General features: G+C 63.2%; 16 protein-coding genes. 14 read left to right on the top strand and 2 right to left on the bottom strand.

Annotated elements, in window-relative coordinates; genetic code table 11:
• Window positions 1-89: 89 nt before the first annotated feature.
• Together AC3WK8_RS28510 and AC3WK8_RS28505 are read right to left on the bottom strand one after the other, a co-directional pair.
• Window positions 90-1,484 carry a PhoH family protein gene (locus AC3WK8_RS28510; RefSeq protein WP_022642443.1) on the bottom strand — a complete coding sequence of 465 codons (1,395 nt, stop codon included), beginning with the start codon at window positions 1,482-1,484 and terminating at the stop codon, window positions 90-92.
• A 357-nt stretch (window positions 1,485-1,841) separates the two neighbouring features.
• Window positions 1,842-2,966, bottom strand: coding sequence for a polysaccharide deacetylase family protein (locus tag AC3WK8_RS28505; protein WP_103326461.1), 1,125 nt, complete (start codon window positions 2,964-2,966; stop codon window positions 1,842-1,844).
• 276 nt (window positions 2,967-3,242) lie between these two features.
• On the opposite strand from AC3WK8_RS28505, the gene yaaA reads away from it, so the two are divergent.
• From yaaA to AC3WK8_RS28435, 14 genes are all read left to right on the top strand, one after another.
• Window positions 3,243-4,022, top strand: a complete 780-nt coding sequence (gene yaaA, locus AC3WK8_RS28500) for a peroxide stress protein YaaA (RefSeq protein ID WP_085596240.1) — start codon at window positions 3,243-3,245, stop codon at window positions 4,020-4,022.
• Window positions 4,023-4,834: 812 nt separating this feature from the next.
• Window positions 4,835-6,151, top strand: coding sequence for a nucleotide sugar dehydrogenase (locus tag AC3WK8_RS28495; protein ID WP_022642440.1), 1,317 nt, complete (start codon window positions 4,835-4,837; stop codon window positions 6,149-6,151).
• A 95-nt stretch (window positions 6,152-6,246) separates the two neighbouring features.
• Window positions 6,247-7,728: a mannuronan synthase gene (gene alg8, locus AC3WK8_RS28490; RefSeq protein ID WP_085596241.1), complete on the top strand. Its 1,482-nt coding sequence runs from the start codon at window positions 6,247-6,249 to the stop codon at window positions 7,726-7,728.
• Window positions 7,729-7,763: 35 nt separating this feature from the next.
• Window positions 7,764-8,933 (top strand): alginate biosynthesis protein Alg44, encoded by a 1,170-nt coding sequence (locus AC3WK8_RS28485; RefSeq protein ID WP_022642438.1) that lies wholly within the window; start codon window positions 7,764-7,766, stop codon window positions 8,931-8,933.
• Window positions 8,934-8,935: 2 nt separating this feature from the next.
• Window positions 8,936-10,330 (top strand): alginate biosynthesis TPR repeat lipoprotein AlgK, encoded by a 1,395-nt coding sequence (gene algK / locus AC3WK8_RS28480; RefSeq protein WP_103326462.1) that lies wholly within the window; start codon window positions 8,936-8,938, stop codon window positions 10,328-10,330.
• 74 nt (window positions 10,331-10,404) lie between these two features.
• The gene (locus AC3WK8_RS28475; RefSeq protein WP_256592420.1) at window positions 10,405-11,862 is read left to right on the top strand and encodes an alginate export family protein; all 1,458 of its coding nucleotides are present in this window, start codon (window positions 10,405-10,407) and stop codon (window positions 11,860-11,862) included.
• Between the two features lie 26 nt (window positions 11,863-11,888).
• The gene (gene algG / locus AC3WK8_RS28470; protein WP_103326463.1) at window positions 11,889-13,475 is read left to right on the top strand and encodes a mannuronan 5-epimerase AlgG; all 1,587 of its coding nucleotides are present in this window, start codon (window positions 11,889-11,891) and stop codon (window positions 13,473-13,475) included.
• Between the two features lie 11 nt (window positions 13,476-13,486).
• A complete protein-coding gene (locus tag AC3WK8_RS28465) occupies window positions 13,487-14,935 on the top strand; it encodes an alginate O-acetyltransferase (RefSeq protein WP_085596244.1) in 1,449 nt (482 codons plus the stop codon).
• Between the two features lie 8 nt (window positions 14,936-14,943).
• Window positions 14,944-16,068 carry a mannuronate-specific alginate lyase gene (locus AC3WK8_RS28460; RefSeq protein ID WP_103326464.1) on the top strand — a complete coding sequence of 375 codons (1,125 nt, stop codon included), beginning with the start codon at window positions 14,944-14,946 and terminating at the stop codon, window positions 16,066-16,068.
• Window positions 16,069-16,279: 211 nt separating this feature from the next.
• Window positions 16,280-17,857: an MBOAT family O-acyltransferase gene (locus tag AC3WK8_RS28455; protein ID WP_103326465.1), complete on the top strand. Its 1,578-nt coding sequence runs from the start codon at window positions 16,280-16,282 to the stop codon at window positions 17,855-17,857.
• Between the two features lie 11 nt (window positions 17,858-17,868).
• On the top strand, window positions 17,869-19,041 hold the full coding sequence (locus AC3WK8_RS28450) for an alginate O-acetyltransferase (RefSeq protein ID WP_103326466.1): 1,173 nt from the start codon (window positions 17,869-17,871) through the stop codon (window positions 19,039-19,041).
• A 17-nt stretch (window positions 19,042-19,058) separates the two neighbouring features.
• The gene (locus AC3WK8_RS28445; RefSeq protein ID WP_103326467.1) at window positions 19,059-19,715 is read left to right on the top strand and encodes an alginate O-acetyltransferase AlgF; all 657 of its coding nucleotides are present in this window, start codon (window positions 19,059-19,061) and stop codon (window positions 19,713-19,715) included.
• Window positions 19,716-19,817: 102 nt separating this feature from the next.
• Window positions 19,818-21,269, top strand: coding sequence for a mannose-1-phosphate guanylyltransferase/mannose-6-phosphate isomerase (locus AC3WK8_RS28440; RefSeq protein ID WP_103326468.1), 1,452 nt, complete (start codon window positions 19,818-19,820; stop codon window positions 21,267-21,269).
• A 520-nt stretch (window positions 21,270-21,789) separates the two neighbouring features.
• A complete protein-coding gene (locus AC3WK8_RS28435; protein WP_085596250.1) occupies window positions 21,790-22,065 on the top strand; it encodes a short-chain dehydrogenase in 276 nt (91 codons plus the stop codon).
• Window positions 22,066-22,879: the final 814 nt, after the last annotated feature.

The raw sequence follows: 22,879 nt of genomic DNA, 5'->3' as shown, positions 1-22,879 counted from the left end.
TCACGGCGGGAACGCAGGATACTCCAGAGACCGGGGGCGGAGGCAAAACGGGCGGCCCGAAGGCCGCCCGTGGCAGGTGCGGGAGGGAACTACAGGTGGCTTTCGGCGTATTCGGCCAGGATCGAGCGCGGCACCCCTTGCAGGGTGATATGCACGCCGTTGGGGAAGTCCTTGAAGCGTTCGGTGAGGTAGGTCAGCCCGGAGCTGGTGGCCGACAGGTAAGGGGTATCGATCTGCGCCAGGTTGCCCAGGCACACCACTTTGGAACCGGCGCCGGCACGGGTGATGATGGTCTTCATCTGGTGCGGGGTGAGGTTCTGGCATTCGTCGATCAGGATCAGGCTCTGCTGGAAACTGCGACCGCGAATGTAGTTCAGGGATTTGAACTGCAACGGCACCTTGCTGAGGATGTAGTCGACGCTGCCATGGGTGCTCTCGTCATCCATGTGCAGGGCCTCGAGGTTGTCGGTGATCGCCCCGAGCCAGGGCTCCATCTTCTCCGCCTCGGTGCCCGGCAGGAAGCCGATTTCCTGGTCCAGTCCCTGCACGCTGCGGGTGGCGATGATGCGCCGGTAGCGCTTGCTGACCATGGTCTGCTCGATGGCGGCAGCCAGGGCCAGGATGGTCTTGCCGGAACCGGCGGCGCCGGACAGGTTGACCAGGTGGATGTCCGGATCGAGCAGCGCGTACAAGGCCAGGGCCTGGTAGATATCACGTGGCTTCAGGCCCCAGGCCTCCTGGTGCAGCAGGGGCTCCTGGTGCAGGTCGAGGATCAGCATCACCCCATCGCGAATTTCCTTGACCCAGCCGACGAAGCCCTGCTCGTCGATGATGAACTCATTGATGTGCACCACCGGCAGCTCGTCGTTCAACGGCACCTGGTGCCAGGTCCGGCCGTGATCCTGGCGGGTCTCGACCTTGCTCACCCGGTCCCAGAACGAACCGCTCATGTTGTGGAAGCCGTTGGGCAACAGCTCCACGTCGTCCACCAGCTGGTCGGTGCTGTAGTCCTCGGCGGCGATCCCGCAGGCCCGCGCCTTGAGGCGCATGTTGATGTCCTTGGTCACGAGCACCACGGACAAGTCCTTGTTGCGCGCGTGCAGGTCGACCAACTGGTTGATGATGATGTTGTCGTTGAGGTTGTCCGGCAGCAGGCTGTTGGGCTCGTTGCGCTTGCTCATGAGGATCGACAGCAAGCCCTTTGGATCACCCTTGCCACGCTGGATCGGCACTCCCAGCTCGACATCCTCGGGCGAGGCCTCGCCCAGGGTCTTGTCGATCAGGCGAATCGCCTGGCGGCACTCGGCGGCCACGCTGTGATGCCCGCTCTTGAGCTTGTCCAGCTCCTCCAGGACGGTCATCGGGATCACGACATGGTGTTCTTCGAAATTCAGCAGGGCGTTGGGATCGTGAATCAATACATTGGTATCGAGTACGTAAAGGATTGGCTGGTTGGAGGAAGGGCTGCGTCCGCGGTCATCCATACTCGGTCACCTTATGTGGGAGCCAGTCGACGCCATACCATCGGGTATCGCGCCTCGAAGGACCACCGAAATCCACCCATCCGGGTTGGAGGTGAGCCGCACACAAGGAGTCTTGGGAGACGCCACCTGTGTTGCAGGTTTCGGCGGTCTGAATCCGTAATACTCCAAAAAGCGTGACAGGAAAAAGCACTTTGAAGCTTTTTTGATGTTTATTTTTCAGAGTGACGAATAGCCCTTGGCGAGCGGCCCGAGCGCCGCTAAAGTCGGAAGTCCGCCTGCCTCGAAATCCCTTGCGGATTTGCCCTTTTTCCCAGGTTTTCCTGCCCTTGTCCCGTATTTACGGGCATTTGGCGTTTTTCAGCGAAACGCATCCTGGCAGTCTTCCCAGCCGATCCCGCTTTGCGCGGTCTGCTCCAGCAACCAGGGCAGGCTGGCCTTGACCCCATCCTGCTTGGCATTGAAGGCAATCACCCCACGGCGCCACAACAGCATCAGGGTCAGTACCCGCTGGCGGCTGTCTTCGGCCTTGAGCTTGCCCGGGCCGTCCTGGGCATCGATGTCCCACAACGCGACCTGCATGCCCTGGGCATTGAAGAAGCCCTGGGCGTCGGCCCGGCGCTGGCCCATGGGCGGGCGGAACAGCGGCACGTAGTTTTCCGGCAGCTTGCCCTTGACCAGGTCGGCACTGCGCTGGATCGAGTACTGCCAATCCTGCCAGTGGCTATGGGAGCGGAACTCCCAGCCCTGGACCCCGACGCACTGCTGCGAGTACAGCGCTTGCAGGCTAGCGACCGAAGCCTTGTCGAGACGGCCCTGGATATCGTTGCCCAGGACGAAGAAGGTGCCGTTGAGGTTGGACTTGCGCAGGTATTCGGTGAGCCAGGCGGTGTTGTCCGGCGCCAGGTTGGCGGCGCTATCGAAGGTCAGGAGGAACATCCGGTCGTGGAGTTCGTCGCCATTGCGCTCGTAGTCGCCCAGGCGCAAGACCTCGCTGCTGGTCTGCGGGGTCAGGGCGGCCTTGCGCAACAACTCGTCCAGGTAGCGCTCATGGAAGGTCCGGCTCGGCTCACCCCAACGGGCGTAATAGGAGTCCTCGCCCAGTTGGAACTTGCCGGCCTGCTTGCGCAGTTGCTGCATGTTTTCCACCAGGAAACAGAAGGACGCATCCTGGTCGCAGCTCTGCTGGGCGAAGTCGTAGTTCTCCAGCAGGCGCTTCCACAGTTGCTCGCGCAGGCTGCCGATGGCTTCCATGTTGATCACCCGCAAGCCCAGGCGTTGCTTCAGGGACGCTTCGTCCCAGGCTTCGCTGACCAGCAAGGCCCGGGCGAAACCAAGGATCTCGGCCCGCGAGGCAACGTCGAACAGGGTCGGGCTGTCGAGTTTTTCCGGCCAGGTGCTGCGGTCCAGGGTCGCCACATCATTGGGCGCCGCCAGGGCACCGAGGCTGAATAACCAGGCCGAGAAGAACAACGCGATACGCAAGGGGAAACCTCCAGAACAAAACCCGCGCGGCACTATAGCCGATCTGCCGGGCTGCCAAGGCATCCCTGTGGCGAGGGAGCTTGCTCCCGCTGGAGTGCGCAGCGCTCCCGGCAAGTCGCGGTATTACTGACGGATCTGTAGTGGGGCCACCTCGCTCGCCACATCCACCCGCCATCGCCACAACCCCGAAGCCACCATGCGTCAGCTATTGCCTCGATAGGTGGAGTCCGGCGGCCCGAGCCCCTAGAATCCCCCGACGCTTAAAGGAGACGCCCCATGCTGATGGTGATTTCACCCGCCAAGACCCTCGACTACGAGACCCCGCCGGTAACCCAGCGCTTTACCCAGCCGCAGTACCTCGACCACTCCCAGGAGCTGATCCAGCAACTGCGGGAACTGACCCCGGCGCAGATCAGCGAGCTGATGCACGTATCCGACAAGATCGGCGGCCTCAACGCCGCGCGCTTCGGCAGCTGGACCCCGGCCTTCACCCCCGCCAACGCCAAGCAGGCCCTGCTGGCATTCAAGGGCGATGTCTATACCGGGCTCGATGCCCAGACCCTTGGCGAGGCGGATTTCGACTACGCCCAGCAGCACCTGCGCATGCTCTCCGGCCTCTATGGCCTGCTGCGCCCCCTGGACCTGATGCAGCCCTATCGCCTGGAAATGGGCACCAAGCTGGCCAACGCCCGGGGCAAGGACCTGTATGCGTTCTGGGGCACTCGCATCAGCGAATGGCTCAACGAGGCCCTGGCCGAGCAAGGCGACGACCTGCTGCTCAACCTGGCATCCAACGAGTACTTCTCGGCGGTCAAGCGTACGGCTCTCAAGGCGCGGATCATCAACACCGAATTCAAGGACCTGAAGAACGGCCAGTACAAGATCATCAGCTTCTACGCCAAGAAGGCCCGGGGCCTGATGAGCCGCTTCGTGATCCAGGAGCGCATCAACGACCCGGCCCAGCTCAAGCAGTTCGACGTCCATGGCTATCGTTTCAGCGCCGAACAATCCAAGGCCGACAACCTGGTATTCCTGCGCGACCACGCACCGGAATAAAGCGTTCCCCCTGCCGCGCTCGTTTTCATGGCGAGCGCGCCAGAATGTGAGCACCTGCACATTCTTTTCATTCTGCCAAGTCATTTTTTTGGCGTCATAAAACCTTCATCTATTTCCATGACTTTTCTTTCACTCGACAAGAGTGATTTTTTTCAGTAGTGGCACCACTTTTTTTATCCGGTAGTGGCACAAAAATATCCCACCGCTTTAACTCCCCAGAACTAAAGGGCCAAACCCTTAGTGCTATCAAATTGCGAGCAGTGCCATCTTTCTCGATATTTCAAAAAATTTCTGAAAACAGGATGAGCGGGCAGGAACTATGCCTGCGGAGACAGCTCATACCACCGGTAACGATTCTCAACGACGCTGTACGAGATGACTTACACGGACACCCTGAAAACTAAGAAAGTTACGAAACCGCTGACAGCGGCGTAACGACAATTTGAACTAACGGAATAACAACAGGAGATAACAGCCCCAACTATCCCCTAACAAGCCAAGGAATAGCTGGCCTTCAAGGCCTCCCAGCAAGCAATTGGAGAGCACGAACCACGTGACATCCAGCCACCCACAGGAACGCGGGTGGTTTTTCGGGAGTCCTGCAGCAGGAGCCGCCGGCAACATTAAAGGGCAAATCTAAACAACAAGGACCGGTTGCGCACAACTTGAGTGCATTTATTAAGTCACTCGGAACTTAGTCTGCCTGCACAGGATATTACGGCATTTTTCGCCGTACTTCCCCGTGCACAACTACAGCTGGCAAACATTAACTCCGGCCATCTAATGGCGTGAATAACACAGAGGTAAATGCGATGCGCATCAGCATATTTGGTTTGGGTTACGTCGGTGCAGTCTGTGCCGGTTGCCTGTCCGCTCGGGGCCATGAAGTGGTTGGCGTAGATATCTCCAAAGACAAGATCGACCTGATCAACGCCGGCAAGTCGCCGATCGTCGAACCGGGTCTGGGTGAACTTCTGGAACAGGGAATCCGCACGGCCCGCCTGCGCGGCACCACCAACTTCGCCGAAGCCATCCGCGATACCGAGTTGTCGATGATCTGCGTCGGTACCCCGAGCAAGAAGAACGGCGACCTGGAACTGGACTACATCGAATCGGTATGCCGCGAAATCGGTTTCGTCCTGCGCGACAAGACCACCCGCCATACCGTGGTGGTACGCAGCACCGTCTTGCCGGGCACGGTGAAGAACGTGGTGATCCCGATCCTCGAGGACTGCTCGGGCAAGAAGGCCGGCGTCGACTTCGGCGTCGCGGTCAACCCCGAGTTCCTGCGCGAGAGCACCGCGATCAAGGACTACGACTTCCCGCCCATGACCGTCATCGGCCAACTCGACCAGGCCTCCGGCGATGTGCTGCAAGCGCTCTACGAAGAACTCGACGCGCCGATCATCCGCAAGGACATCGAAGTCGCCGAGATGATCAAGTACACCTGCAACGTCTGGCACGCGACCAAGGTCACCTTCGCCAACGAGATCGGCAACATCGCCAAGGCGGTGGGCGTCGATGGCCGCGAAGTGATGAACGTGGTCTGCCAGGACAAGACCCTCAACCTGTCCCAGTACTACATGCGCCCGGGCTTCGCCTTCGGCGGCTCGTGCCTGCCCAAGGACGTGCGCGCCCTGACCTACCGCGCCGGCGCCCTGGACGTGCAGGCGCCACTGCTCAACTCGCTGATGCGCAGCAACGAGTCCCAGGTGCAGAACGCCTTCGACATCGTTTCCAGCCACGACAAGCGCAAGGTTGCCCTGCTCGGCCTGAGCTTCAAGGCCGGCACCGACGACCTGCGGGAAAGCCCGCTGGTGGAACTGGCGGAAATGCTCATCGGCAAGGGCTTCGACCTGCGCATCTACGACAGCAACGTCGAGTACGCCAGGGTTCACGGCGCCAACAAGGACTACATCGAATCGAAGATCCCCCACGTCTCGTCCCTGCTCAACTCGGACTTCGACGCGGTGATCGACCATTCCGACGTGATCATCCTGGGCAACCGTGACGAGAAGTTCCGCACCCTGGTCGAGGACGTCCCCCACGGCAAGCAGGTCATCGACCTGGTGGGCTTCATGTCCAAGTCGACCTGCGCCCAGGGCCGTACCGAAGGCATTTGCTGGTAACGACAGCGGCAAGCTCCGAGCTTCAAGCCGCAAGTGGGAGCACCGCACTTGCAGCTTGCCGCTTGGAGCCTGCAACTGACTTTAGGACGTTGATTATGCACAGGCTAAAACACTGCCTGCTCCAGGCCGCCGGTTGGCTGTTCTACCTGAGTCTGTTGATGGGGATGGCCCTGCTGCTGCCCGCCTCGACCTTCGACTCGCAGTCCAAGGACTTCATCTTCCTGATCGGCGCCGTGGGCATCTGGCGCTACTCCATGGGCGCCACGCATTTCGTGCGCGGCATGCTGTTCCTCTACGTGGTCTACCCACACCTGCGGCGCAAGGTACGCAAGCTCGGCAAGGCGGCGGACCCGTCCCATGTGTACCTGATGGTCACCAGCTTTCGCATCGACGCGCTGACCACCGCCCAGGTCTACGGCTCGGTGATCCGCGAGGCCATCGACTGTGGTTTTCCCACCACCGTGGTCTGCTCGATCGTGGAGATGTCCGACGAGCTGTTGATCAAGAGCCTGTGGGCGCGGATGAACCCGCCCGAGCAGGTCAAGCTGGACTTCGTGCGCATTCCCGGCACCGGCAAGCGCGACGGCCTGGCCTTCGGCTTCCGCGCCATCTCCCGCCACCTGCCGGACGAACGTGCCGTGGTCGCGGTGATCGACGGCGACACCGTGCTGGCCGAAGGCGTGGTCCGCAAGACCGTGCCCTGGTTCCAGCTGTTCGGCAATGTCGGCGGCCTGACCACCAACGAATTCTGCGAAGTGCGCGGCGGCTACATCATGAGCGAGTGGCACAAGCTGCGCTTCGCCCAGCGGCACATCAACATGTGCTCCATGGCCCTGTCCAAGCGGGTGCTGACCATGACCGGGCGCATGTCGGTATTTCGCGCCACCGTGGTCACCGATCCGGACTTCATCGCCGACGTCGAGAGCGACTCCCTGCAGCACTGGCGCCTGGGCCGCTTCAAGTTCCTCACCGGCGACGACAAGTCCAGCTGGTTCAGCCTGATGCGCCTGGGCTACGACACCTTCTACGTGCCTGACGCGGCGATCAACACCGTGGAGCACCCGCCGGAAAAGAGCTTCATCAAGGCCAGCCGCAAGCTGATGTTCCGCTGGTACGGCAACAACCTGCGGCAGAACTCCCGGGCCCTGGGCCTGGGGATCAAGCGCCTGGGCCTGTTCACCAGCGTGGTGCTGTTCGACCAGCGGGTATCGATGTGGACCTCGCTGCTGGGCCTGACGGTGGCCATCATCGCCAGCTTCAAGTACGGCACCGCGTTCATCCTCGCCTACCTGCTGTGGATCGGCATCACGCGGTTGATCCTGACCCTGCTGCTGTCCTGCTCGGGACACCGGATCGGCCCGGCCTATCCGCTGATCCTCTATTACAACCAGATCGTCGGGGCCCTGGTGAAGATCTACGTGTTCTTCCGCCTCGACCAGCAATCCTGGACCCGCCAGGACACCAAGCTGACCCGCGACCTCGCCAGTTTTCAACGTTGGTTCAACACCTGGTCGTCCCGGACCATGACCTTCTCGGCCGGCAGCGTATTCGTCGCCGTACTGCTGCTGATGGTCTGAACCGCCCTGCCTGAATGAACTAGGAAATCGACCCTATGAACACCGCAGTCAACGTCAACGTAGTGCATGAATCCGAAGCCCAGCGCCAGCACGCCCGGGTCAGGATCCCGGCCAAGCTGCGCTTCTTCGGCACCGAGGCCAAGCCCCTGGAAGTGCGGATCCACGACCTCTCCGCCGGTGGCCTGAGCTTCAACGCCGGGCAACAACTGCTGGCCGTGGGCAGCGTGCACAAGGGCCGCCTGCAATTCGTCATCGACAACCTCGGCCTGGCCATGGACGTGGAGCTGCAAGTGCGCTCCTTCGACCGCCAGAGCGGCCGCGTCGGCTGCCAGTTCCAGAACCTGGAACCCCAGGACATCGCCACCCTGCGCCACCTGATCACCTCGCACCTGGCCGGCGACATCGTCAGCATGGGCGACGTGCTCGCCACCCTGCAGCGCGACAACTTCACCAAGGCGCGCAAGACCAAGGACAACGGCAGCGGCATGAGCCCCCTGGGCCGCCTGCGGGCCGTGACCTTCAGTGCCGGGATCTTCATCGTCGGCCTGGCCGCCTTCGGCTTCATCCTCAAGTCGGTGTATGGCATGTACTTCGTCAGCCACGCCGAGGCCGGCCTGGTGAACGTGCCGGGGATGAACGTGACCATGCCGCGCGACGGCACCGTGCAAAGCCTGGTGCAGGCCAACGGCAACGTGGCCAAGGGCGCGCCCCTGGCCAGCTTCAGCACCAGCATGCTGGATGTGCTCAAGGGCCACCTGGACGAGAACCAGCTACAGCCGGCCAAGGTCGAGGAGCTGTTCGGCAAGCAGATGACCGGCACCCTGACCTCGCCCTGCGACTGCACCGTGGCCCAGCAGCTGGTGGCCGACGGTCAGTACGCCAGCAAGGGCGACGTGATCTACCAACTGGTGCCACGGGGCAGCCTGGCCACCGTCGAGGCGCGCTTCTCCTACCGTCAGTTCGGCGACGTGCGCCCGGGCACCAAGGTCAACCTGCAGATCGCCGGGGAAGACCAGGTGCGCACCGGCACCATCGTCAGCAGCACCAGCCTCAACGGCAACGACCTGTCTTCGGATATTCGCGTGCAGATCAAGCCCGACGCGCCCCTGGGCAGCGAGTTCGCCGGCCGCCCGGTGGAGGTCAGCAGCGACCGCGGGCCTTCGATGAACTGGCTGATCGACAAAGCCATGGCCGCGGGTCTGTAACCATGAACACGCCTACTCAACTCGCGGTGTTGCCGTTGGTGGCCGCCCTGGCCCTGGCCGGTTGCGCCGGCCTGCCGGACCAGCGCCTGGCCAACGAAGCCCTCAAGCGCGGCGATACCGCCCTGGCCCAGCAGAACTATCGCCAGCTGGCGGACCTGGGTTATAGCGAGGCGCAAGTGGGCCTGGCGGATATCCAGGTGGAAAGCCGCGACCCGGCGCAGATCAAGCAGGCCGAGGCTACCTACCGCGCCGCCGCGGATACCTCGCCACGGGCCCAGGCGCGCCTGGGCCGGTTGCTGGCGACCAAGCCCGGGGCCAGCGAAGCCGAACAGCACGAAGCCGAGGGCCTGCTGAAGAAGGCCTTCGCCAATGGCGAAGGCAACACCCTGATCCCCCTGGCGATGCTCTACCTGCAATATCCCCACAGCTTCCCCAACGTCGACGCCCAGCGGCAGATCGGCCAATGGCGCGCTGCCGGCTACCCCGAGGCCGGGCTGGCCCAGGTCCTGCTGTATCGCACCCAGGGCACCTACGACCAGCACCTGGACGAGGTGGAGAAAATCTGCAAGGCGTCCCTGAACAGCACCGACATCTGCTACGTCGAGCTGGCCACCGTCTACCAGAAGCGCGGCCAGGCCGAGCAGCAAGCCGAGCTGGTCAAGCAACTGCAAGCCAGCCATGGCCGTGGCGCCGTCAGCGCCCAGCGGGTCGACAGCGTGGCCCGGGTCCTGGGCGACGCCAGCCTCGGCAAGCCCGACGAGAAAACCGCCCAGGCCCTGCTCGAGCAAGTGGCCCCGGTGTACCCGGCGTCCTGGGTCAGCCTGGCGCAACTGCTCTACGACTTCCCCGAACTGGGCGACGTCGAACAGATGATGAAGTACCTGGACAACGGCCGCGCCGCCGACCAGCCCCGCGCCGAACTGCTGCTGGGCAAGCTCTACTACGAGGGCAAGTGGGTGCCGGCCGATGCCAAGGTGGCCGAGCAACACTTCAAGCAAGCCCAGGGCCGCGAGGTCGCCGCCGACTACTACCTGGGCCAGATCTACCGCCGTGGCTACCTGGGCCAGGTGTATCCGCAAAAGGCCCTGGACCATCTGCTGACCGCCGCCCGCAACGGCCAGAACAGCGCCGACTTCGCCATTGCCCAGCTGTTTTCCCAGGGCCGCGGTACCCGCCCCGACCCGGTCAATGCCTACGTCTTCAGCCAGTTGGCCAAGGTCCAGGACACCCCCCAGGCCAATGAACTGGCCCAGCAACTCGATGAACAACTGCCCCCCGGCCAACGCGCCGAAGCCCAGCGCCTGCTGCAACAGGAACAGGCCGTGCGCGGCACCCTGGCCCAGAGCACGCTGCAACTGCAGGCCCTGCAGGAAGAAGACGGCGAGGAATCCCTATGAAACGCTCTACTCACCTTGTAGCCGCTGCCGCAGGCTGCGACCGCCAGGCCCCCTTGCGCCTGTCGAAACTGGGCATGGCCCTGGGCGTCGCCCTGGCCTGGTCGACACCCTCTTTCGCGGCACTGAGCGAAACCAAGAACTTCGGCCTGGAAGTGAAGATCACCGCGCAATCCGAGGACGACCGCGACCTGGGTACCCAGCGTGGCGGCGACGTCAACGGCATCGGCCTGGACCTGCGTCCCTGGGTCTATGGCGAAAGCGGCAACTGGAGCGCCTATGCCATGGGCCAGGCGGTGACCTCCACCGACGTGATCGAGACCGACACCCTGCAGCAGTCCAGCGACGATGCCAGCCAGCAGTCGGCCAACGACGACCGCAAGGCCAAGAAGAACTACCTGGCCCTGCGCGAATTCTGGGTCGGCTACAGCGGCTTCACCGCCTACCCCGGCGAGCAACTGAAGTTCGGCCGCCAGCGCCTGCGTAACGACGATGGCCAATGGCGCGACACCAACATCGAGGCGCTGAACTGGACCTTCGACACCACCCTGCTGCGGGCCAACCTGGGCCTGGCCGAGCGCTTCAGCGAATACCGCACCGACCTCAAGGAACTGGCGCCCAAGGACAAGGACCGCCTGCACGCCTACGCCGACGTCGCCTACCAGTGGACACCCGGCCAGTGGGTGGGCATTCGCGCCCACCATACCCACGATGACGGCAAGCTCGACTATGCCGAGCCCGGAGTCGCCAGCGACCCGCTGGACAAGAAGCAGAACGGCGACCTGACCTGGCTCGGCCTGGAGGCCAACAGCGACGCCTACAACTGGCGCAACACCAATACCGTCAACTACTGGGCCAGCCTCACCGGCATGCGCGGCGACCGCGACACGGTCAACCCGCTGAACGCCGACGGCAGCCGCCCGACCCAGGCCAAGCGTGGTGAAAACCTCGACGGCTGGGCCACCGACCTGGGCGTGCGCCTGCGCCTGGACCCGAACTGGCAAGTGGGCGCGGCCTATGCCCGGGCCAGCGCCGAGTACGAGCAGAACGGCCTGCAAAGCAACCGCTCCAATTTCACCGGCACCCGCTCGCGGGTGCACCGCTTCGGCGAAGCCTTCCGGGGCGAAATGAACAACACCCAGACCGCCACCCTGTTCGGCTCCTGGCAGTTGCGCGAGGACTACGACGCCAGCCTGGTCTACCACAAGTTCTGGCGCGTGGACGGCAACAAGCCGGTGGGCAGCAATGGCATCAATGCCGTGCACAACGACTACGACGACACCACCGGCGCCCTGCTGGGCAGCACCTCGCTCCCCCTGCAAGACGGCAAGAAGGACCTTGGCCAGGAGATGGACCTGGTGGTCACCAAGTACTTCAAGCAAGGCCTGTTGCCGGCGGCCCTGAGCCAGTCGATCGACGAGCCCGCGGCCCTGGTGCGTTTTCGCGGTGGCGTGTTCAAGCCCGGCGACGCCTACGGCAAGGACGTCGACTCCTATATGCACCGCGCCTTCATCGACGTGATCTGGCGCTTCTGAGGCCAGCCATGAACGGAGTCCCCCAGATGCATCGCCATCCCCACACCCCGCTGCACAAAGGCTCCCTGGGCCTGCTGGCCGGTGCCCTGCTGCTGGCCAGCGGCACGGCCCTGGGCAACGTCGAGACGGCCAAGGCGCCGACCGTCGTCAAGGAGCTGCAACAGGCCAAGACCTATACCGTCAGCAGCGCCCCCAGCGAACCGCTGGCCCTGGCCAAGCCAACCCTGCCCGACCTCTCCGGCTACACCGCCGAAGCCGTGGCGGCGAAGATCGTGCGCAGCAAGCCGGGCAAGATCAGCGTGCGGCGGATGATGCAGGAAGACGCCCTGAAGGACTTCATCGGCGGCGACAACAAGATGGCCGAATGGGTGGTGCGCCAGCACGGCATTCCCCAGGCGATCTTCGTCGACGATGGCTACGTCAACCTCAAGGACCTGGCAGGCAAGCTGCCCAAGCAGTACATCAGCGAAACCGCCCCAGGGGTCTACCTGGCCCGCCTGCCGATCGTGGTCGGGCGCCACGGTATCCTGGAGATCGACCAGCAGACCCGCGAGCTGCGCCTGTCCCAGGAAGCCGGCGTGTTCCTGGTCAACGATGGCCAGCTGTTCGTGCGCGACACCCAGGTCACCGGCTGGCGCGAGAAGGACAACGGCCCGGCGACCTTCCGCTCGGCCAAGGAATTTCGCCCCTTCCTGCTGGCCTGGGGCGGCACCCAGACCTACATCGCCAACAGCAAGATGGCGAGCTTCGGCTACGCCAATTCCAAGTCCTACGGGGTGAGCATTTCCCAGTACACGCCGAACATGGCCAAGGTGCTCAAGCGTCCCGAGCCCACTGGCTGGATCATCGACTCTGCGTTCTCGGACATGTGGTACGGCTTCTATTGCTACGAGACCGAAGGCTTCGTGCTCAAGGGCAATACCTACCGCGACAACATCGTCTACGGCATCGACCCCCACGACCGTTCCCATGGCCTGATCATTGCCGAGAACACCGTCTACGGCACCCGGAAGAAGCACGGCATCATCATTTCCCGGGAGGTGAACGACAGCTTCATCTTCAACAACCGCAGCTACGACAACCACCTCTCGGGGCTGGTGATCGACCGCAACAGCATCAACAACCTGATCGCCTACAACGAGATCTACCGCAACCACACCGACGGCATCACCCTCTACGAGAGTGCCGACAACCTGATCTACGGCAACAAGGTGGTCAGCAACCGCCGCCACGGCATCCGCATCCGCAACAGCGTCAACATCCGCCTCTACGAGAACGTCGCCATGGCCAACGGCCTGACCGGGGTCTACGGCCACATCAAGGACCTGACCAACACCGACCGCGACATCAAGCTCGACCCGTTCGATGCCCAGGTCTCGCTGATCGTGGTCGGCGGCGAGCTGGCGGCCAACGGCAGCGGACCGATGTCCATCGACTCGCCCCTGAGCGTGGAGCTGTACCGGGTGTCGCTGCTGGCACCGACCAAGAGCAGCGGCATCAGCTTCTCCGGCGTGCTGGGCGAGCGCCAGGACGAAATTCTCGACCTGCTGGTACGCCAGCGCAAAGCCGTATTGATCGACCCCGTCGAACGCCAGACCGAAATGCGCGATTGAGGATGACTTGCATGTACCCACACTTGATCAAATTCCTGGGCTTGTCGGCCCTCGCCGCGGGCATCCTCGCCGCCAGCGCCACGGCCCGGGCCGATGAGGTCGCCGCCCCGTCGTTCAAGGCCGAGCCGTGCTGCAACCTGTGCCCGGCCGCCCACGATGCGAAGAACTACGTGACCCGCTACCAGCAGAACTTCACCACCCTGGTACAGGCCCAGGGCGACTGGCTGTTCCGTACCCAGGAGGATTTGCGTACCGAGTTCGACACCACACCCGAAGGCTATCGCCGCCTCAAGCAGTTGCACGAAGCCTTCAAGAGCAAGGGCGTGGAGCTGGTGGTGGTCTACCAGCCGACCCGCGGCCTGGTGAACCGCAACAAGCTCAACCCGGCGGACAAGGCCCGCTTCGACTACGACAAGGCCCTGGCCAACTACAAGGCCATGCTCGGGCGTTTCGCGCAGATGGGCTACGTGGTCCCGGACCTGTCGCCGCTGACCGACGAGCAATTGCCCGAGACCCTGCCGGCCCACGACTTCTACTTCCGTGGCGACCAGCACTGGACCCCCTACGGCGCCCAGCGCACGGCGCGGATCGTCGCCGACAAGGTCAAGCAACTGCCGGCGTTCGCCGACGTTCCCCGGCGCGAGTTCGAGACCCACAAGTCCGGGCGCATGGGCAAGACCGGCACCCTGCACAACATGGCCGGGCAGCTGTGCGGCACCAGCTATGCGATCCAGTACATGGACCAGTTCACCACCGAGCCCAAGGGCGAAGCCGGCGATGGCGATCTGTTCGGCGACTCCGGCAACCCGCAGATCACCCTGGTGGGCACCAGCCACAGCGGCAAGAACTACAACTTCGCCGGTTTCCTGGAAGAGGCCATCGGTGCCGACATCCTCAACGTCGCCTTCCCCGGCGGCGGCCTGGAAGGTTCGATGCTGCAATACCTGGGCAGCGAGGAGTTCCAGAAGAACCCGCCGAAGATCCTGATCTGGGAGTTCTCGCCGCTGTACCGCCTGGACCAGGAAACCATCTACCGGCAGATGATGGCGCTGCTGGACAACGGCTGCGAAGGCAAGCCGGCGCAGATGAGCGCCAGCACCACCTTGAAGCCCGGCAAGAACGAGCTGCTGGTCAACAGCCAGAACAAGGACCTGCGCAACAGCGCCCACCAGGTGGACATCCGCTTCGCCGACACCTCGGTGAAAACCCTGCAGGCCACCCTCTGGTACATGAACGGCCGGCACGAGGACATCAAGATCGAAAAACCGGAGACATCCGACACCGACGGGCGCTTCGCCTTCGAACTGCGTACCGACGAGGACTGGGCCGCGCAAAACCTGCTGGCGGTGGAAATCCAGGGCCCCGAGGCCGGCACCGCCGGGCAGAAGGTCGAAGCGAAAATCTGCAAACGCAATGTGTTCCCGAGCGCCGAGCAACGTACCGCGCAGATCGGGCAGTGAGGTTATCCATGCAAAGCACACGCGTGACACAACTACTGATACCGGGCCTGCTGGGCCTGGCGATGGTCGCCGGCAGTGCCCAGGCCGCCGCGCCGCTGCGCCCGCCCCAGGGCTACTACGCCCCGGTAGACAAGTTCAAGACCAGCGACAACAGCGACGGCTGCGATGCGATGCCGGCGCCCTACACCGGCGCCCTGCAGTTTCGCAGCAAGTACGAAGGCTCGGACAAGGCGCGGGCGACCCTCAACGTGCAATCGCAGCAGGCCTTCCATGACAGCACCGCGGACATCACCAAGATCGAGCGCGGCACCAGCAAGCAGGTCATGCAGTTCATGCGCGACGGTCGTCCGCAACAGCTGGACTGCACCCTGAAATGGCTCAGTGCCTGGGCCCAGGCCGACGCGCTGATGTCCAGGGACTTCAACCACACCGGCAAGTCCATGCGCAAATGGGCCCTGGGCAGCATGGCCTCGGCCTACCTGCGGCTGAAGTTCTCCGACTCCCATCCCCTGGCCACTCACCAGGAGCAGGCGCAGAAGATCGAGGCCTGGTTCGGCAAGATGGCCGACCAGGTGGTCAGCGACTGGGACAACCTGCCCCTGGACAAGACCAACAACCATTCCTACTGGGCCGCCTGGTCGGTGATGGCCACCGCCGTGGCCACCAACCGCCGCGACCTGTTCGACTGGGCCGTCAAGGAATACAAGGTCGGCGCAGGCCAGGTCGACGCCGATGGCTACCTGCCCAACGAACTCAAGCGCCAGCAACGGGCCCTGGCCTACCACAACTACGCCCTGCCGCCGCTGGCGATGATCGCCAGCTTCGCCCAGGTCAACGGCGTCGATCTGCGCCAGGAAAACAACAGCGCGCTCAAGCGCCTGGGCGAGCGGGTGCTGGCCGGGGTCAAGGACCCGGACACCTTCGAGCGCAAGAACGGCAAGCAGCAGGACATGACCGACCTCAAGGTCGACGCGAAATTCGCCTGGCTCGAGCCCTTCTGCAGCCTCTACACCTGCGCCCCGGATGTGCTGGAACGCAAGCACCAGATGCAGCCGTTCAAGACCTTCCGGCTGGGCGGTGACCTGACCAAGGTCTACGACCCGGCCTTCGAGAAGGGCAAGAAGGGCTCGTGATACCTGGACCTCAAGACGCAATACCTGTAGCCGCTGCCGAACTCCAGCGAGGCTGCGCCAAGGCTCGAAGAGCCTTCCAGGGCCCTCAAGAGCGGCGCCCCGGCAGCGGCTACAGGGCGAGATGAATGCAATACGCCTCCCATGGTTTTCCACGGGGGGGGTTTGGGGGGGCTGCGGCCCCTGACTATTGGTTAAACATGGAGAGCTCGGGATGGTTTTCTCATCCAATGTGTTCCTGTTCCTGTTCTTGCCGGTGTTCCTCGGCTTGTACTACTTGAGCGGGCAACGCTATCGCAACCTGTTGCTGCTGATCGCCAGCTACGTGTTCTACGCCTGGTGGCGGGTGGACTTCCTCGCGCTGTTCGCCGGCGTCACCCTGTGGAACTACTGGATCGGCCTGAAGGTCGGCGCCGCCGGCGTCAGGACCAAGCCCGCCCAGCGCTGGCTGCTCCTGGGAGTGGCGGTGGACCTGTGCATCCTCGGCTACTTCAAGTACGCCAACTTCGGCGTCGAGAGCCTCAACGCGATCATGACCTCCATGGGCCTGGAGCCGTTCATCCTGACCCACGTGCTGTTGCCGATCGGTATCTCGTTCTACATCTTCGAGTCCATCAGCTACATCATCGACGTCTACCGCGGCGACACCCCGGCGACCCGCAACCTGATCGACTTCGCGGCGTTCGTGGCGATCTTCCCGCACCTGATCGCCGGCCCGGTGTTGCGCTTTCGCGACCTGGCGGACCAGTTCAACCATCGCACCCACACCCTGGACAAGTTCTCCGAAGGCTGCACGCGCTTCATGCAGGGCTTCATCAAGAAGGTGTTCATCGCCGACACCCTGGCGGTGGTCGCCGACCATTGCTTCGCCCTGCAACACCCCACCACGGGTGATGCCTGGCTGGGCGCCCTGGCCTACACCGCGCAGCTGTACTTCGACTTCTCCGGCTACAGCGACATGGCCATCGGCCTGGGGTTGATGATGGGCTTTCGCTTCATGGAGAACTTCAAGCAGCCCTACATCAGCCAGTCGATCACCGAGTTCTGGCGGCGCTGGCACATCAGCCTGTCCACCTGGCTGCGCGACTACCTGTACATCACCCTGGGCGGCAATCGCAAAGGCACCCTGATCACCTATCGCAACCTGTTCTTGACCATGCTCCTGGGCGGCCTGTGGCACGGCGCCAACTTCACCTACATCGTCTGGGGCGCCTGGCACGGCATGTGGCTGGCCATCGAGAAGGCCCTGGGCATCAACACCAGCCCACGCAGCCTCAACCCGATCCGCTGGGCCCTGACCTTCCTGCTGGTGGTGATGGGCTGGGTGATCTTCCGCGCCGAGAACCTGCACGTGGCCGGGCGCATGTACGGCGCCATGTTCAGCTTCGGCGACTGGTCGCTGTCGGAACTCAACCGCGCCAGCCTCACCGGCCTGCAAGTGGCGACCCTGGTCGTGGCCTACCTGACCCTGGCGTTCTTCGGCCTGCGCGACCTGTATCGCAACCCGGCGCCGACCAAAAGCAAGCCCGAAGCCGGCCCGGCCCTGGACACCCAGGCCGATGGCCCGGCCACCGCCCAACCTGGCCTGATCAAGGCAGCACCCGGCGACAACCCCGGCAGCATCCACCAGCCGGGCTACATCGTCGGCCGCGAGGCCCAGGTGCAGCCGGCCTACTGGAGCGCCGACTGGTCGCGCTATGCCATGCGCGCCCTGGTGCTGCTGCTGTTCATCGCCTCGATTCTCAAACTCTCGGCGCAAAGCTTTTCGCCGTTCCTGTACTTCCAGTTCTGAGGAGGCCGCCCATGACCCGCTCATTACGCCTGTTCTACGTCGCACTGTTCCTGGTGACCCTGCTGGTCCTGGGTCTGTGGTCGGCGCGCAGCTTCTTTGGCTTCAGCACCAACAGTGACGCCACCGTGCTCGACGGGCGCTGGACCAAGGCGGTGGAAACCCACTACGACGACCAGTTCCCGATCAAGCGCCTGGGTACCAACCTCTGGGCCGCGCTGGACTTCAAGCTGTTCAACGAGGGTCGTCCGGGGGTGATCCTCGGCCGCGACCAGTGGCTGTACAGCGATGAAGAATTCCATCCGGTGGTCAACGAGGAACTCAACCTGCAGGGCAACTACGCCCTGGTCGAGGGTGTGCGCCAGACCTTGAAGCAGCACGGGGTGAAACTGGTGATGGCGATCGTCCCGGCCAAGGTGCGGTTGTATCCGGAACACCTGGACACCGTGCGCCCGGCGCGCATCCACGCCAACCTCTACCAGGACTTCCATGCCCGGGTGGCCGCCGACAAGATCCTCGCCCCCGACCTACTGGGGCCCCTGCAACAGGCCAAGCAACAGGGCCAGCAAGTGTTCTTGCGCACCGACACCCACTGGACGCCGGCCGGCGCCGAAGTCGTCGCCCACCAACTGGCCCAGGCCATCGCCGCCAAGACCCCGCTCAGTGGCCAGCCACAACGCTTCGTCACCCAGGCCCAGGAGACCGTCAAGCACAAGGGCGACCTGCGGCGTTTCCTGCCCCTGGACCCGTTGTTCGAGAACCTGATGCCAGCCCCGGAGCCCCTGCAAAAACGCGAGACCCACGCCGCTGGGGAACAGGCAGGCGCCGCAGACAACCTGTTCGCCGACCACGAAGTACCCGTGACCCTGGTGGGCACCAGCTACAGCGCCAACCCCAACTGGAACTTCGTCGGCGCCCTCAAGCAGGCCCTGCACAGCGATGTGCTGAGCTACGCCGAGGACGGCCACGGCCCGATCCTGCCGATGCTCAGCTACCTCAAAAGCGACGACTTCAAGAACCACCCGCCCCAGGTGCTGATCTGGGAATTCCCTGAGCGCTACCTGCCGGTGAACAACGAAATTGGCGACGCCGACCCGCAGTGGGTCGCAGAGCTCAAGCAAACCGGTGCCCGCCAACAAACTGTGGCACTGAACAAATCCGAGACGCCCGACCGGGCACACAACTGAAAAGAGAGGTGACACCCATGACTTTCACTATCAATCCGCGTCGTCTCGCCAAGGCCATCACCCTGGCTGCCGGCATGAGCGTCCTGTCCGTGCCCGCCTTCGCCGGGGGCGACGCCGCGCTGTACGGCCCCACCGCGCCCAAGGGCTCGACCTTCGTGCGTATCTACAACGCCAGCAACAGCGAAGTCAGCGCCACCATCGGCAGCACCAACGTCAACGACGTCGCGCCCCTGGCCAGCAGCGACTTCAGCTTCATGCCCGGCGGCGACTACACCGCCAAGCTGGGCAGCCAGAGCGTGCCGGTGAAACTGGCCGCCGATCACTATTACACCCTGGTCAACAACGCCAGCGGCCAACCGCAACTGATCGAGGAGCCGCCGTTCAAGAACAAGCAGAAATCCCTGGTGCGAGTGCAGAACCTCAGCGACCAGGCCCTGACGCTCAAGACCGCCGACGGCAAGACCGACGTGGTCCAGGCCGTGGCCGCCAAGGGCCGCGGCGAACGCGAAATCAACCCGGTGAAGGTCAGCTTCGCCCTGTACGACGGCCAGAAAAAGGTCAGCGACCTCAAGCCCGTGGCCCTGGAGCGCGGCGAAGCGGCGGTGCTCTACGTCACCGGCAACGGCAGCAACCTGTCGCCGGTGTGGGTGAAACGCCCAGTCTCAACGCGCTAACCGCGCGAGCTATCAGCCACAAGCCTCAAGCGGCAAGTGAAGAGCTTTTAACTTGTCGCTTGCAGCTTGCGGCTCCCAACTGCATTTATTAGGAGTAACAACATGATTCCGGTGATCTTGTCAGGTGGTAGCGGCTCACGTCTTTGGCCGCTTTCGCGCAAGCAATTCCCCAAGCAATTCCTCGCCCTGACCGGCGAACACACGCTGTTCCAGCAGACCCTGGAGCGCCTGGTGTTCGAAGGCATGGACACCCCCATCGTGGTCTGCAACAAGGACCACCGCTTCATCGTCAACGAGCAATTGAGCAACCGCAGCCTCGAATCCCAGCGCATCCTGATGGAGCCCTTCGGCCGCAACACCGCGCCGGCCGTGGCCCTGACCGCGATGATGCTGGTCAACGAAGGTCGCGACGAGCTGATGCTGGTACTGCCGGCCGACCACGTGATGGACGACCAGAAAGCCCTGCAGCGGGCCCTGGCCCTGGCCACCGTGGCCGCCGAGCGCGGCGAGATGGTGCTGTTCGGCGTACCGGCGACCAAGCCGGAAACCGGCTACGGCTACATCAAGTCGACCCACGATGCGCTGCTGCCGGAGGGCGTCAGCCGGGTCTCGCACTTTGTCGAGAAACCCGATGAAAAACGCGCCACCGAGTTCGTCCAGGCCGGAGGCTACTTCTGGAACAGCGGCATGTTCCTGTTCCGCGCCAGCCGCTTCCTCGAAGAGCTGAAAAAACATGATCCGGACATCTACGACACCTGCCTGCTGACCCTGGAGCGCAGCCAGCAGGACCCGGACACCGTGATGATCGACGAAGCCACCTTCGCCTGCTGCCCGGACAACTCCATCGACTACGCGGTGATGGAAAAGACCCAGCGCGCCTGCGTGGTGCCGCTCAGTGCCGGCTGGAGCGACGTGGGCTGCTGGTCGTCGCTGTGGGACGTGCATGAAAAGGACGCCGACGGCAACGTCAGCAAGGGCGATGTGGTGATCCAGGACAGCAGGAACTGCATGATCCACGGCAACGGCAAGCTGGTGTCGGTGATCGGCCTGGAGAACATCGTCGTGGTCGAGACCAAGGACGCCATGATGATCGCCCACAAGGACAAGGTCCAAGGCGTGAAGCAGATGGTCAACACCCTCAACGAACAAGGCCGCAGCGAAACCCAGAACCACTGCGAGGTCTACCGTCCGTGGGGCTCCTACGACTCGGTGGACATGGGCGGGCGCTTCCAGGTCAAGCACATCTCGGTCAAGCCGGGCGCGTGCCTGTCCCTGCAGATGCACCACCACCGCGCCGAACACTGGATCGTGGTCAGCGGCACCGCCGAAGTCACCTGTGACGAGAACGTGTTCCTGCTCACCGAGAACCAGTCCACCTACATCCCCATCGCCTCGGTGCATCGCCTGCGCAACCCCGGCAAGATCCCCCTGGAGATCATCGAAGTGCAATCGGGCAGCTATTTGGGTGAAGACGATATTGAGCGGTTCGAGGATATCTACGGCCGCTCTACTCCGGTGGAACGTGGTGTTTCGGTGAAAACTATCGCTCAGTAAGAGCAGCGGCAAGCTGCAAGCAAGAGCAGCCGTAAGCTTCAAGCGACAAGCTGCAAGTAGAAGCAGATAGTCGTTGTCAGCGAGTCCTTTCAACCCCCTTCCGGTCGCCTGCGTCCCCTATCCGCAGGCGGTTGGACAGGGGGATTTTTTTCAGAAGCAGTGCCAAGTGCCAAGCCTCAAGCGGCAAGCCAGATCAACAGCCACCTGTGGATGCAAAAGGTCGTTCAAGGCTACACATATCGGGTTGACCGCCCTCTTCTCGCTCCCTATCCTCGCGCCTGTCACGACTCATTCGTGATCGGGTTTGACGGCCCGCAACATCTCTCACGACGTGCATTGCCTCATCTCTACGCTCGGGCACACCTGTGCCTGCAGCATTGCGTTATGGCAACTGTGCGTGGGGCACCTTTGGGTGCGCCGGGTTACGTGAGACCGGTCCGTCAACCTGCGTACAGTTGCCACCCAACTCGTTTGACGGCGAGCCGATGGCAGCTCTTGATAACTCACGGAGCAACACACCATGACGGACCGTATCGCGCTAACCAGCAACGAATCCTCCACTCCCTCCCTGTTTATCGACACCCGCGCGCCCTTGGACGAACTGCATGCCAGCGCCGCCTACCGCATCCTCGCGGTGACTCAACTGATGGAAAGCATCGTGCACATGGACAGCCGCCATGCCGATGCCACCGACCTGACACAGATCGCCCACGCCAGCGCCATTCTGCTGCGCGATGGTTGTGATCTGCTGGATGTGTTGGGTCGACGGATTCGTGGCAGTCAGTACCTGAACTAAAACGCCCCGTGATCGTTCCCTCCTTCAAATGCGGGGGGAACGATCTGCAGGCCTATCCCCTCTCCTTCATCTCCAACCCCACCTCATTGATCACTGCCGTCCCCCTCTGCATCAGAAAATGCATAGCCCTGTTGTGGGTGGCAGCCGTGCGCGGATTGGTCGACCGGAGATACAGGAACCCGGCAGGGCTGAAGCCCTTCCACGCACAGCCGCCATTGCACGAATACACAGGCGCACAACGAGCTTGCAATAGCGAAAGGGGGCGCTGCGGCAGCTGTATCAAAACGGGCTGCCAAGCGAAGGGGGGGCAGCTGCGCGCAGGTTGGTAAACCGGAGATACAGGAACCCGGCAGGGACGAGCCCTCCCACGCACAGCTGCCATTGCACGAATGTGCAGATACAAAAAAGCGCCTGCAATAGTGAAATGTGGCGCTGTTGCGCCTGTATCGAAATGGGTTACCAAGCCCAGTCGCTGAATGGGCAGCGACGCTCAAAGGCCAGTCCGGGTTCGACACGGAGCAACGACAAAGGCGTCGCAGTTTATTGACCTGGAAAGCACATCACCTCATGTAGCTGCTGCCGAGCCCGCGAGGCTGCGACAAGGGCCGAAGGACCTTCAGCGAATTCAAGAACCAGCACCCGTACGCAGCCTCCGGCAGCGGCTACACGAAGCGGGTTGCCCCCCACCCCGCGATGCGCCGCCCGGTAGGGCGCGCCGTACGCTGGTGATCTTGATTCACCCGCCCCCTGGGGAGGCCGAGTGCAGGTGCTTATCAGGGGAATGGCGCGCAGCGCCCCTCGACGCAGTCGAGGA

Source organism: Pseudomonas sp. FW507-12TSA, from assembly GCF_058781435.1.
The sequence above is the reverse complement of the archived record's forward strand: the minus strand, read 5'-3'. Positions and strand labels throughout refer to the sequence as shown.

Bases quoted from the DNA above. Each gene is read 5' to 3' on its own strand.
- AC3WK8_RS28485 (WP_022642438.1), top strand. From the start codon at position 7,764: ATGAACACCGCAGTCAACGTCAACGTAGTGCATGAATCCGAAGCCCAG.
- AC3WK8_RS28445 (WP_103326467.1), top strand. From the start codon at position 19,059: ATGACTTTCACTATCAATCCGCGTCGTCTCGCCAAGGCCATCACCCTG.
- AC3WK8_RS28510 (WP_022642443.1), bottom strand. From the start codon at position 1,484: ATGGATGACCGCGGACGCAGCCCTTCCTCCAACCAGCCAATCCTTTAC.
- AC3WK8_RS28440 (WP_103326468.1), top strand. From the start codon at position 19,818: ATGATTCCGGTGATCTTGTCAGGTGGTAGCGGCTCACGTCTTTGGCCG.
- AC3WK8_RS28450 (WP_103326466.1), top strand. From the start codon at position 17,869: ATGACCCGCTCATTACGCCTGTTCTACGTCGCACTGTTCCTGGTGACC.
- yaaA (WP_085596240.1), top strand. From the start codon at position 3,243: ATGCTGATGGTGATTTCACCCGCCAAGACCCTCGACTACGAGACCCCG.
- algG (WP_103326463.1), top strand. From the start codon at position 11,889: ATGCATCGCCATCCCCACACCCCGCTGCACAAAGGCTCCCTGGGCCTG.
- AC3WK8_RS28465 (WP_085596244.1), top strand. From the start codon at position 13,487: ATGTACCCACACTTGATCAAATTCCTGGGCTTGTCGGCCCTCGCCGCG.
- alg8 (WP_085596241.1), top strand. From the start codon at position 6,247: ATGCACAGGCTAAAACACTGCCTGCTCCAGGCCGCCGGTTGGCTGTTC.
- AC3WK8_RS28495 (WP_022642440.1), top strand. From the start codon at position 4,835: ATGCGCATCAGCATATTTGGTTTGGGTTACGTCGGTGCAGTCTGTGCC.
- AC3WK8_RS28475 (WP_256592420.1), top strand. From the start codon at position 10,405: ATGGCCCTGGGCGTCGCCCTGGCCTGGTCGACACCCTCTTTCGCGGCA.
- AC3WK8_RS28455 (WP_103326465.1), top strand. From the start codon at position 16,280: ATGGTTTTCTCATCCAATGTGTTCCTGTTCCTGTTCTTGCCGGTGTTC.
- AC3WK8_RS28460 (WP_103326464.1), top strand. From the start codon at position 14,944: ATGCAAAGCACACGCGTGACACAACTACTGATACCGGGCCTGCTGGGC.
- AC3WK8_RS28435 (WP_085596250.1), top strand. From the start codon at position 21,790: ATGACGGACCGTATCGCGCTAACCAGCAACGAATCCTCCACTCCCTCC.
- algK (WP_103326462.1), top strand. From the start codon at position 8,936: ATGAACACGCCTACTCAACTCGCGGTGTTGCCGTTGGTGGCCGCCCTG.